We start from the raw sequence: 11,375 nt of genomic DNA on the forward strand, positions 1-11,375 counted from the left end.
AAAGTTTTAACCATGAAGAAATCTGCTTGACATGTTTTTCTTCAACTATTAGTATACTTCCATTCAATACAGTCGGGTTAAGGTATTTTCCATGCACTGGGAAGCAGGGAAAAACTGAGGCTGTGTTGTCTGAGAGTAAACTGTTCATCTACTTCTTGTCCGGTTAAAAAAAGCTCAAGGTATAGTGAAGCTTGGAGTGTTTTTTTGCTCTGAGGTTATATCAATTTCTTTATTATCGTGTCTATTTCAATGAGAACCAGCTTGGGACACCTGAATACGCATGGTTGGCTGGACATGAGAAACAAACCGCTGCGTATTAGCCCGAGAGAGTTGTCAGGCAACTTGAAATCATTAATTGCCTCATGCGGAAAAACTTGGATGGTCGGGCTGGCCGACCGTCTAAGGTTTAAAGTCATTTTGCAACCTTAACCCTTTTTGGAGGAGGTAGGAGGAGTTGGTATGAGACGATTACGTGAAAAAAGGCGATTTTCTAAACCGCAACTGACTACCTTTTTTTTGATACTCATTTTCTGTCTGAGTATCACGGCCACAGGATTTGCGGGGGAGATGATCACAGGCAAGGACCTTTTCAAACACACAACCAAGGGCGCTGTTTATGGAGGCGTTTATCGGTCCAGCTCGAACGCCCCGAGGTCCTTAGACGCTCACCAGGAGACCTACGGACTGACAACCCAGGTTACTAACAACACCAACAACACCCTAGTGCGCCTGACCCAGGATATGACCGGGGTCGAGCCGGACCTGGCCAAGAGCTGGCGGCGATTGGATCCTCTGACTTATGAATTTAAGATTCACAAGGGCGTGCGCTTTCAGGACATCCCGCCCATGAACGGCCGCGAACTGACCTCGACGGACATCAAGTACAGCATCCAGCGCGTGGCCGGGAAGTATGGCAAAAGGGCAAACTTCAAACACCGCTACTATTTTGAAGGTAAGCTGGCTTCCATTGAAACACCCGACAGATACACCGTTATCTTTAAAACCAAGGAACCTTATGCGCCTTTTATCAGGTATATCGCCGCGCCCTGGTCTACTATCGTGCCCCGGGAGGCGGTGGAGAAGTATGGCGACCTGAAGAGGAAGGCTCTGGGGACCGGCCCGTTCATTCTCAAGGAGTTTGTCCGGGGTTCCCACATCATCATGGTAAAAAACCCGAATTACTTCAAAAAAGGCCTGCCTTATCTGGATAAGATTCACTACAAGATCATGCGCGATCCGGCTGCGATTCTCGCTGCCTTTCTGGCGGGGAAACATAATGCCACCGGCTTCTATTTCTTCCAGCTTCCAACCGTGAAGAAAGAAGCGCCTGAGTGTAATATTTTCAGGGCGAAAGGGACCCATATGTGGGTCATCAGGACCCCTCCCTGGATCAAGGGTAAAAAACCGCAGCAGCCGCCGTTTGATAAAAGGAAGGTCAGGCAGGCCATTGGCCACGCCATTGATAAGAAGAGGCTCCTCAAGCTGGCCTGGGGTGGTTTTGGCACGGTGCAGATCGGATGTGTGCCCAACTTTCCACCTTTCTCCTTGCCTCCGGAGGACCAAATTGAGTACAATCCCGAGAAGGCCAAGAAGCTCCTGGCCGAGGCCGGGTATCCCAACGGGTTCAACACCGAGTTTATCACCTGGAACCTGTCTTACGTGACCAAGCCGGCCCAGGTGATCAAGGAGATGCTGGCCGAGGTGGGTATCAATGTCAATCTGAAGACCATGGAGATGGCCCAGTACTTCAACAAGACCTACCGCTTTGATTATTTCATGTCTCTCCATATCATGACCGCGGCGGTGGACCCGGAAGAGATGTTCGCTCCTTATTACGGGCAGGTGGATAAATCCACCTTTTACAAGTGGAGCAATGAAAAAATTTGGAAGGCAATTGCGGAACAGTCACGTGAACTGGATGAGAAAAAGCGCATCGCCATGATCCACAAGATCCAGCGCATGGTTAATGAGGATGCCCCGAACCTGTTCTGTTACACGCAGTATCGTTTCTGGACCAATAGGCCTTATGTCCACTACAAGTTCTACCACAACGAATATCAAGTCAGACTGATGGAGGAGTGCTGGCTCGCGAAACACTAGAAGCAGACCGTCGGCCGCCGGCTGTGACCAAGCCGGCGGCCGGCCCAGTCAAAGGATAGCAAGGATTTAAATGAGTAGATACATCATCAGAAGGGTTCTGCTGCTTATTCCGACCATTGCCTTGGTTTCTTTCCTGGTTTTCTGCATCGTGCGCCTGATTCCCGGGGATGTAGTCGAGCTGATGGTGGCTGAACAGGGTTTTGCCGATGACGCGGATGAACTAAGAGAAATCTTGGGTCTGGATAAGCCTCTTCTGACGCAGTACTTCAGGTATATGAAAGGGGTCTTTCAGGCGGACCTGGGGATTTCTCTATGGAGTGGAGAGCCGGTTCTGGATGAAATCGCCCGGCGGTTGCCCATCAGCTTTGAACTGGCCTGCATGGCCCTTGTCTGGACTTTTTTAATGGGCGTACCCATTGGTGTTATTTCCGCTTTAAAACAAGATAGTCTCTTAGACTACATTTTGAGAAGTTGGGCCATCGGCGGCCTCTCCATCCCTGGTTTCTGGATTGCAACCCTGATTCTGGTCTTCGGGGCCATCTGGTTCAAGTGGGTTCCACCCATGGATTATATTCCTTTCAGGGAAAATCCCATTCAGAATCTTTCTCAACTTCTGGCCCCCTCCCTTGTCCTTTCCCTGGCCATGTCAGCCAGCATTATGAGGATGACCAGGACCATGATGCTGGAAGTAACGGGGGAGGATTACATCCGCACGGCCAAGGCCAAAGGGCTTACAGGCTATACGGTCGTCGTCCGTCATGCCCTCAAGAACGCTATGATACCCGTCCTGAGCATCATGGGACTCCAGCTGGCTTTTCTGATTGGAGGCACGGTCATCATGGAGAGTATTTTCGTTCTGCCAGGCATGGGCAAGTATCTGATTGACGCCATCACCTGGCGTGATTATCCGGCCATCCAGGGGATTAATCTCTTCCTCTGTTCGTCAATTATCACAATAAATTTAATGGTAGACATAATTTACGGATTCCTGGACCCCAGAATCCGGTATCAATAGATGCTAGACCTGAATTTTTTCCAAGAGGTTAACAATGAGCGAGGTCACTGATTTTACCTCAGATTATCTTGTAGACGAATTTGATCTTCCCAAAAGGCATCACTGGACTCTGGAACTATTAATCCAGCTTGTGAAAAACAAGCCGCTCGGCGCCTTTGGAGGCTTCCTGGTCCTTGGCCTGGTCCTGGTTGCTATCTTTGCCCCGATCATCGCACCCTATGGGCCCAATGATATTCATGCGGAGCGGATTGTGGAGCAGCCCAGCCGAACTTTTTACTTCGGTACCGACGCTTTAGCCAGAGACGTCTTCAGCCGTATTGCGTTCGGCGCCAGAGTTTCCCTGACCGTCGGGCTCGGCGCCGTCTCCCTCAGTATTACCCTGGCCACGATCATCGGTATTCTCTCCGCCTATATTGGCGGGGTGGTGGACACCGCCATCCAGCGCTGTGTGGACGCCATGATGTCCTTCCCCTGGCTGGTCATCATGCTCACGGTCATGGCCATCCTGGGGCCGGGGACCGGAAATGTCGTCCTGGCCCTGGGCATTGCCGGATTCAGCGGAAGCTCCCGCGTCATTCGCGGCGCGGTCATGGCAATCAGAGAAAGCGAATATCTCCTTTCAGCCAGGGCCACCGGATGCAAACAGTGGGTCATCATCATCTTTCACGTGCTGCCCAATGTCGCTGCCCCGATCATCGTGCTGGCCACCCTTGGACTGGGCAACGCCATCCTGGCCGAGTCCGCTCTCAGTTTTTTGGGCTTCGGCGTTCCGCCTCCAGCACCCTCGTGGGGAAGAATGCTCAGCGGTGACGGCCTCAACTACATGCTTCAGGCGCCGGGCCTGGCTATCTTCCCCGGCCTGGCCATCAGCATCGCCGTCTTTGGATTCAACATGCTGGGCGACGCCCTGCGCGATCTGCTTGATCCAAGGCTGCAAGGCACCGGAGGAGGTAGGACCTAAAACGTTTCCATGGAAATAATGGAAGCGGCTCTCTGCTCAGCCTTCACTCATCAAGCAACGGAAATTGCAGAAACAGGTTCTTCGCCGCCCGATCAGCTTTATACCAGGTTGCGATCAAACATTTACTAACGAATTGTCATTCCGAACCCCCGGCCCTCCGGCAGAAGCCATAGGGTTATTTGGCAAAGAAACTGTTTTCAAGTTTTGGATTTCTGGTCTTTCATATGTTAATAAAGGCCAAGACTACTACGAACGCGCTTATAAATAACGGGTCATCTATAATAAAAAAAACATGCAAATTCAATGGGTTTCATAGCCAAGCAGTTGTAGGTCAGGGTGCGAAGCTGCCTTACATGCATGGGCGCTCGCCACTGGGGGTTATTCTTGCCTAAAGCTGTTAAGAAAGAAGCGTCAGGCTGAAAATGGCCATGTTGCCCAAGGCATGAATAACAACCGGAACCAGCAGATGGCCTTCCAGTTCATAAGCTAAGGCAAACATGATACCTCCAGCTATTTGCATCAGAGGCAGACCCGGCCCGCCAGCATGGGCAAGAACGAAAAGCAGTGTGCTGGCCGCTAGAGCCACGATCACGCCCCATCGTCTCAGAAAGCCGTATACGATTCCGCGGAAAAAGAGCTCTTCCGCCAGGGGAGCTACCGTCCCGCCCACCAGGAAAAACAGACCCGCCTGCCAGGATTTTGACGGGAGAGGGGTTTGGAGGAGTCTCAGGGGGTTGCTGCCAGCCGCATAAATGACGGTGAAACAGAAAACGGCGATCAGTCCAAAACCGGCCGACCAGATCAGCCCTTTTTTAAGGCCGGGTACGATCTGGTTCCTTGCCAGCCCAATGGATGACAGTCCGCGCCCCCAGATTACAACAATCAGAAGCATGAGAACGATCTCGATCAGACGCAGCGTCCCGACCGCGGGGATTTTAAAAGAGAGGTGGCCCAGGATGAGCGTCCCGGCGGCCCGTTCAACCAGAACGAGGACCAGGATACTCAAGAGAAAGATTCTTAACTCGATCTTCTTTGTTTCCATCCCAGCTTCCGCAAGGCGCGGTAGGCGTACCCCTGAACGTACCAGTCGTCAGATTTATTGATGCGCTCGATAATTTGCCTCGTGACCCTTCTTTCCCCTCGCCAGCCCAGGGCCTCATAGACCATGCACACCACATTTAAGCTGGGATCGTCCCATAGAGAAAGCAGGTCCTGATATGTCTCGGCCCGCCGACTCACGCCCAGGGCTTGGCCCAGCCAGTAGCGCTCGACGGTTTTTGGGCTTGAGAGCATTTGTCGGTAGGCCGGAAAATCGTTTATCTCCAGTCTGTTTTCTTTGATTATTTTCAAGGCCGCCACCCGTTTCTCCCAGTGTTTGGCCTCAAGGGCTTCGGATACGTCTTTGACCTCCCGGGCCATGCCTTTGTTTTTCATAACTGGAAACAATAAAGCCAGGCCGATGAAAAAACAAAGGACCGCAGCCAGGAAGACGGAAGGATCAGAACCAATAAAAAGGCCGGTTAAACCCCGCAAAATGGAAAAAATAAATAGATACAAAAGGATCGGAAATCCAATGAGCAGGGACCAGAAGGTGGCCTGCCGGAAAAGAAGATAACAATCGCTTTTTGCGGAAATCTGCCTCAAAACTTCCGCCGGACGGGCGAAAAACTCCCTGGAGGTGATTTGGAGGATGGTTCTGTTCCTGGTCATAAAGGCCAGGGAGCCGTCATTTTTTTTAACCGTGAGGTCAACCGTCGCCTCTTTGCCCAGAGGCAGGTAATCATACCTGAGTAATACATTTTCCATACGCCGGCGCAGAGGATTCTCCTGAATTGCTGTCAGGTTTACGGTCTTGAGAAGCTTCTGATCCAGAGACTTGAAGACCTCGGCCGGGTAGAGAGTATAGCGATAGTAAACATCGTTGATCCTTTTCCCGACCGGATTTGACAGGAGAAGGCTGTCGCGGATGTTTATAAATAGATAGTCGTCCAGCTGGAACGACCACAGGACCACCAGAGCGGCCACGGGCAACAGAAAGACGATCCTGTTCCGGCGGTAGTTCTGGTCAAGCTGCCTGGCCGAGCGTCTAACACTGAGCCAGAAGACCGCGGTAGGGATGAGCAGGAAATATAAAGAGACCATCGGACTTATCCCGCGCCAGTTCAACGTCACCAGAAATCCCAGCCAGCAAAGTAAAAACAAGATCAGCCAGATTTTGTTCCGGCCGAGTATTTGATCCCAGAGGCGCGCCAGGGTAAAAGATAAAACCGACAGCCCGGCGCCCAGGCTCACGGTAAAAAAGAAACCGCCCCATATGGCCGGGCCAGGATCTTTGAGATGCAGAGCTGCGTGCTGGTTGGGGACAGCCAGGTAACCTGCTTCGGAAATGACCGTGACCATCTCGTGAAGGTGCGCGTTTGAAAGGTAGACGTGAATAGTGGCCAGGACCTGGGCCAGGATTAAACCCAGAAGGAGGCCGCCGAGGCCGCTGAAGGCCTTGTCCCTGCCCACTTTGAGCCTCATAAACTTTGACGGAGGGCGTCGGAGAAGAGCACCGAGCAGTAACGGCAAAACCGGTCCGACTTCTGGTCAATGTGTTCCAGGTCATGCGCAAAGCTCATGACACAGTTATTATCGTCGCAGTGAACCAGGTTGAAGGTATGCCCCAGTTCATGAACCACCTCCTTGAAGACCCTCTGCACCATCACATCAAAAGGCACCGGTGTTCCTGTGTCTTTTCCCGAGAGACGGTAAAGTGAAACAACGGCGGCCTGGCCGGGCAGCATGGCTTCACCATAGACATAGGTTAAAATCGGAATAAAGAGGTCCACCTCCGTCAGACCCACGATGCGTTTGCAGCCTGGGGGAGCTTTCCTGACCAGGTCCTCGAGGATGGCTTTGGAGAGATACTGCTGCCGGGCAGGGTTATAGGCGAACTCGGGAGAACCGCAGCCCTCAAGAATGGTGATCGGGAAAGGAAATATCTGATTTAATTCTATGACCAGGGCCTCCAGGATATCCAGATCAATTTGGCCATAAGCCCTCAGCCCAATAAAGCTCTCCTCAGGCATTACTCGGTTTTTTAAGCCCGTACTTCTTGATACGATTATAGAGCGTCACCCGGTCAATACCCAGGGTGGCCGCTGCCTTGGAGATGTTCCACTGCGTGTCTTCGAGGACTTCAATGATATGAGCCTTTTCTACTTCCTTGAGGCTTCCATCCTTGGGGGTGTAGAGCGGTTTCTCTTGATAAAAGGGGAGGCTTTCCGCCTGGATGGCGCGGCCTCGTCCCACGACCACGGCCCTTTCAATAGCGTTTTCGAGTTCACGAACGTTGCCAGGCCAATCGTAAAGCATCATCTCGTCAAGCGCCTTCCGGGAGATGCTGTCAAAGGGCTTGTTCAGCTCTTTGGCCATGCGGCGCAGGAAGTGGTTGGCCAGGAGGGGGATGTCTTCCTTGCGCTCCCTCAAAGGCGGCGCATGGATGGTGATGACGTTGAGCCGGTAATAGAGGTCCTGCCGGAAGGCGCCTTCCTGGATGGCCTGGCCGAGTTCGCGATTGGTGGCGGACATAATGCGAAAGTCCGCTTCAATGGGCTGTGTGCCGCCAACCCGATAAAACTGCTTTTCTTCCAGGACATGAAGCAGGTCAATTTGCATCTTCATGCTGATCTCACCGACTTCATCTAGAAAAAGGGTTCCCCCCTGGGCCAGTTCGAAACGCCCCTTTTTGCTGACCACGGCATCGGTGAAAGCCCCTTTCTCGTGGCCAAAGAGTTCGCTCTCTAAAAGGTGTTCGGTAAAGGCCCCGCAGTTGACGGCAATAAACGGACCATAGGCGCGGGGACTCTGGGTATGAATGGCCTTGGCCACCAGGCCTTTGCCTGTCCCGGTCTCACCGGTGATCAGAATGTTGGAATCCGTTTCGGCCACGTCTAAAATCAGGTCAAAGACCTTTTGCATGGCCCTGGATTGACCGATGAGGCTTTCGAGCCGGGTTTTTTCCCTGATCTGGTCCTTGAGGATGATGTTCTCTTCCGCCAGACCCTGGTAATCAACGATTTTCCTGACCAGCATCCCGATTTCATTTGGATCAAAAGGCTTGAGCAGGTAGTCATAGGCGCCGCCTTTCATGGCCCGGATGGCGGTATCAATGGAGCCATAGGCCGTAATCATGACCACCGCCATATCGGGCTCCTCCTCTTTAAGACTGTCAAGGAGCTCCAGGCCGTCCATGCCCGGCATCTTGTTGTCCAGGAACATGATATTATACCGGTGCTTCTTGAGCAGTTCCAGGGCCTCGTCAGCGCTGGCCGCCGTATCAACCTCATAACCGTCCATCTTCAGCCAGCCTGACAAAGATTCCCGAACGATCAATTCGTCGTCCACGACCATAATACGGACCTTTTTTTTCATGACACGGCCCTCCTGGGGTCTAATTTTTGTCCTGGGGTCATTGTCCTGGGTGGTATGCTGGGAGTCTGATCAAGAAGGTTGTGCCTTCCGGCCCGGTTTTTTCGACATCAATCTGGCCCCTGTGTTCTTTGATGATACCGTAACTCACTGGCAGTCCCAGTCCGACGCCCTTGCCTTCCTGTTTGGTGGTGAAGAAAGGCTCAAAGATGTGAGGCAGATTGGCTTCGGGAATTCCAGCCCCGGTGTCAGCAACCCTGATTTGAATCACGTCTTCCTGTTGGTTGTAATCGGTAGCCAGGATCAGTCGGCCGGCCTTCTCTTCTGACATGCTTTCGGTAGCGTTAAAGATGAGGTTTATCAAGACCTGCTGTATCTGATTGAGGTCGCAGTGTAGCGGAGGCAAATCAAGCTTATATTCCTTTGTGATCTCTATGTCATGAAGAGATAAATAATGCGAGTTCAAAGCAAGAACCTTTTCAATTACCTGGTTGATGTCCGTCACCTCCGATTCCAACTTGGATTGCCGGGCAAAAGCAAGGAGGTTGGAGACGATTTTAGAACAACGGGTCGTTTCGGTCTCCATGAGCTGTAAGTGATTGACGATATCATCAATCTTCTCTGGAGAGAGCCCCTGTTCCTTGATGATTCGCTGGATGAGACGGTTGAAGGTCAAAATCCCGGAGAGCGGATTATTGAGCTCATGCACCACCGAGGCCGAAAGCTTACCCAGAGAAGTCATCTTGTCCTGCTGGATTAGTTTGCGGTGGGTCTCCTCAAGCTGCCGTGTCCTCTCTTCCACGGCCTCTTCCAGACGGCGGGTCATCTCTTCCTGGGCACGGTGACGTTCGGTGATGTCCCGCGTTATCTCCACAAAGTGATTTATCTCTCCCTCAATGTCCTTGATAGGATGGATGGTCAGGTCTATGATTCGCTCTTCTCCTTCAAGGGTACGATGGGTATGGATGGCATGAACCGGCTCATCCAGGCTCCGGGCAGACTCAAGAGGGCAAGGATGCTCGGGCGGCCGGCATGGCGCCTCTGAATGGTGAAAAACCTCATGGCAGTTCCGGCCCACGACGTCTTCCTCTGAAAAGCCCATCCTTTCCAGGAGCGGCTTATTGGCCTGGATGATCTTATAATTGCCGTCAATGACCACAATGCCATCCCGGATTCCATTGACAATAGTCTGAAATTCATCGCGCTGGCCCCTGAGCCTTTTCTCGTCGAACTGGATCATATCCCAGAAGAGCCGTACCGCAGGATGCGCCACGAAACGAATGTGCAGTGGACGGGTTTGAAGGACATCCTGCAGAATTTTTTCATCAGGCGTAAGGATAAAAATCTGGTTAATGCCCAGCTCGGGCTTGTAAAAATCGTGATAATCCGGCGTGGTGAAGATGCCAAGCTCACGAGCCAGGACCAGGCCGGGCGCGTTTTCATCTGGATCAGCTACGGCCACGATACGGCCTGAGACATGTTTTGTCATGTCTTGCCGGAAGGTTTTGACAAGCATGTCATGGCAGAACTCATCCCCGCCGATGATTCCGATCCTTAAGATCTCGTTGTTTTCATTCATATTTCATCGTTCCAGGCTGGCCCTGATTGTTTCCGCTCACTGCCTGTTAACCTCAGGGTAAGTGATTCGGTCATGAAAATCAAGTTAAGTCCTCAACTTAAGGCTTAGGAGGTTTCATTTCTGACTTAAAATGCGTGAGGATCAAACCAGCACAAACAAGTTTCCTTGTGAAATCAAAATGAGGTTAAGGTCAGGAAGTTAAATTGGTTTATTTTAGAAACGATGGAAAATACTTGACCTCCTGATGATATAGTGATATCTAAACTATCTTTCTGAACCGGTGAGGGAAGAAATGTCCCCATCAATTCAAAAAAAGACGGTTATGAATGCCGAGCAGGTGGCTTCGGCTTTGAACCGTATAGCACAGGAGACCCTCGCCGCCCATTCGAATGTGGAAAACTTGGCTCTGGTCGGTATACGGACCGGCGGGGCTTATCTGGCCCGGCGACTTCAGAAGCTGCTCTCCAAAAAAAGCGGCCGCGAGATCCCAACCGGAATTATAGACATCACGCTTTACCGGGATGATTGGACCCTGATCGCCGCCAAACCGATCGTGGGGAAGACTGAGCTGGACTTTTCAATAGACGACAAGGAAATCATACTCGTAGACGACGTGCTGTTTACTGGACGCACCGTCCGGGCCGCCATGGACGCCCTGATAGACTTCGGGCGACCGGCCAAAATTGAGCTGGCTGTCCTGGCGGATCGGGGTCAACGAGAGCTGCCCATCTGTCCCAACTACACCGGTTTAACCCTTCAGATAGGCCACCAGGAAAGGGTCAATGTCTACCTGTCCGAACTCGGTCATGAGGACGAGGTAGCTGTTGAAGTGCTGGCCTAGGTGCGTGTCGGAGAACCTTATTTTTTTAAAAATGACCACAGTATATAGATCAATTAATACTTTTAAATACTATATGTTGTGATTCATATTCAAATTTCTTGGTATTCCGACACGCTCCTAGGTGAAAAAAAGTACAAACCCCTATTGACAAGTCCAACACCGTTCAATATAACCCTGATGTCATTTTAAACATGACCCTTGTGTTATTTACGAGTAAATCGTTTCACAAGCGGAGGCTCAAATGACGAAACACAAAAACGAAGCCGTCGGATCCATCATGGTCGTGGGCGGAGGCATCGCCGGAATGCAAGCGGCGCTCGATCTGGCGGATTCGGGCTACTTTGTTTATCTCGTTGAAAAATCCCCGGTCATTGGCGGGATGATGTCACAGCTTGACAAGACCTTTCCCACCAATGACTGCGCCATGTGAATTATCTCGCCCAAACTGGTCGAGGTCGGCCGGCAC

9 protein-coding genes and 1 pseudogene are annotated in these 11,375 nt (G+C 51.6%); 5 read left to right on the forward strand and 5 right to left on the reverse strand.

Translation table 11 applies throughout. From position 1 onward, the window contains the following. Positions 1 to 459 precede the first annotated feature (459 nt). The 3 genes from JRI95_07420 (at position 460) to JRI95_07430 (ending at position 4,076) form a co-directional block, all read left to right on the forward strand. Positions 460 to 2,100: an ABC transporter substrate-binding protein gene (locus JRI95_07420; protein ID MBW2061379.1), complete on the forward strand. Its 1,641-nt coding sequence runs from the start codon at positions 460 to 462 to the stop codon at positions 2,098 to 2,100. Between the two features lie 70 nt (positions 2,101 to 2,170). Continuing rightward, positions 2,171 to 3,115 (forward strand): ABC transporter permease, encoded by a 945-nt coding sequence (locus JRI95_07425; GenBank protein ID MBW2061380.1) that lies wholly within the window; start codon positions 2,171 to 2,173, stop codon positions 3,113 to 3,115. Between the two features lie 34 nt (positions 3,116 to 3,149). Next, complete coding sequence (locus JRI95_07430; protein MBW2061381.1) at positions 3,150 to 4,076, forward strand: ABC transporter permease; 927 nt, start codon at positions 3,150 to 3,152, stop codon at positions 4,074 to 4,076. Positions 4,077 to 4,473: 397 nt separating this feature from the next. Here the strand turns inward: JRI95_07430 and JRI95_07435 are convergent, their stop codons facing one another. The 5 genes from JRI95_07435 to JRI95_07455 are packed head-to-tail and all read right to left on the reverse strand — an operon-like array spanning position 4,474 to position 10,068. Next, the gene (locus JRI95_07435; protein MBW2061382.1) at positions 4,474 to 5,118 is read right to left on the reverse strand and encodes a CPBP family intramembrane metalloprotease; all 645 of its coding nucleotides are present in this window, start codon (positions 5,116 to 5,118) and stop codon (positions 4,474 to 4,476) included. After that, positions 5,094 to 6,587, reverse strand: coding sequence for a HEAT repeat domain-containing protein (locus JRI95_07440; protein ID MBW2061383.1), 1,494 nt, complete (start codon positions 6,585 to 6,587; stop codon positions 5,094 to 5,096). The genes JRI95_07435 and JRI95_07440 overlap by 25 nt, the downstream gene beginning before the upstream one ends. 8 nt (positions 6,588 to 6,595) lie before the next feature. Further along, positions 6,596 to 7,147 carry an archaemetzincin family Zn-dependent metalloprotease gene (locus JRI95_07445; GenBank protein ID MBW2061384.1) on the reverse strand — a complete coding sequence of 184 codons (552 nt, stop codon included), beginning with the start codon at positions 7,145 to 7,147 and terminating at the stop codon, positions 6,596 to 6,598. Then, on the reverse strand, positions 7,140 to 8,492 hold the full coding sequence (locus JRI95_07450) for a sigma-54-dependent Fis family transcriptional regulator (protein ID MBW2061385.1): 1,353 nt from the start codon (positions 8,490 to 8,492) through the stop codon (positions 7,140 to 7,142). Before JRI95_07450 ends, JRI95_07445 begins: the two co-directional genes overlap by 8 nt. A 37-nt stretch (positions 8,493 to 8,529) precedes the next feature. Next, positions 8,530 to 10,068: a PAS domain-containing protein gene (locus JRI95_07455; GenBank protein ID MBW2061386.1), complete on the reverse strand. Its 1,539-nt coding sequence runs from the start codon at positions 10,066 to 10,068 to the stop codon at positions 8,530 to 8,532. 292 nt (positions 10,069 to 10,360) lie between these two features. Between JRI95_07455 and pyrR the strand changes: the two genes are divergently transcribed. After that, on the forward strand, positions 10,361 to 10,909 hold the full coding sequence (gene pyrR, locus JRI95_07460; GenBank protein MBW2061387.1) for a bifunctional pyr operon transcriptional regulator/uracil phosphoribosyltransferase PyrR: 549 nt from the start codon (positions 10,361 to 10,363) through the stop codon (positions 10,907 to 10,909). 241 nt (positions 10,910 to 11,150) lie between these two features. Beyond that, positions 11,151 to 11,336, forward strand: a pseudogene (locus JRI95_07465) (FAD-dependent oxidoreductase). Positions 11,337 to 11,375: the final 39 nt, after the last annotated feature.

The sequence above is a fragment of the Deltaproteobacteria bacterium genome (genome assembly GCA_019308995.1).
Classification (GTDB): domain Bacteria; phylum Desulfobacterota; class Desulfarculia; order Adiutricales; family JAFDHD01; genus JAFDHD01.

Excerpts from the sequence above, each read along its gene's own strand:
- JRI95_07435 (MBW2061382.1), bottom strand. The coding sequence starts at position 5,118 with ATGGAAACAAAGAAGATCGAGTTAAGAATCTTTCTCTTGAGTATCCTG.
- pyrR (MBW2061387.1), top strand. The coding sequence starts at position 10,361 with ATGTCCCCATCAATTCAAAAAAAGACGGTTATGAATGCCGAGCAGGTG.
- JRI95_07425 (MBW2061380.1), top strand. The coding sequence starts at position 2,171 with ATGAGTAGATACATCATCAGAAGGGTTCTGCTGCTTATTCCGACCATT.
- JRI95_07455 (MBW2061386.1), bottom strand. The coding sequence starts at position 10,068 with ATGAATGAAAACAACGAGATCTTAAGGATCGGAATCATCGGCGGGGAT.
- JRI95_07445 (MBW2061384.1), bottom strand. The coding sequence starts at position 7,147 with ATGCCTGAGGAGAGCTTTATTGGGCTGAGGGCTTATGGCCAAATTGAT.
- JRI95_07430 (MBW2061381.1), top strand. The coding sequence starts at position 3,150 with ATGAGCGAGGTCACTGATTTTACCTCAGATTATCTTGTAGACGAATTT.
- JRI95_07420 (MBW2061379.1), top strand. The coding sequence starts at position 460 with ATGAGACGATTACGTGAAAAAAGGCGATTTTCTAAACCGCAACTGACT.
- JRI95_07450 (MBW2061385.1), bottom strand. The coding sequence starts at position 8,492 with ATGAAAAAAAAGGTCCGTATTATGGTCGTGGACGACGAATTGATCGTT.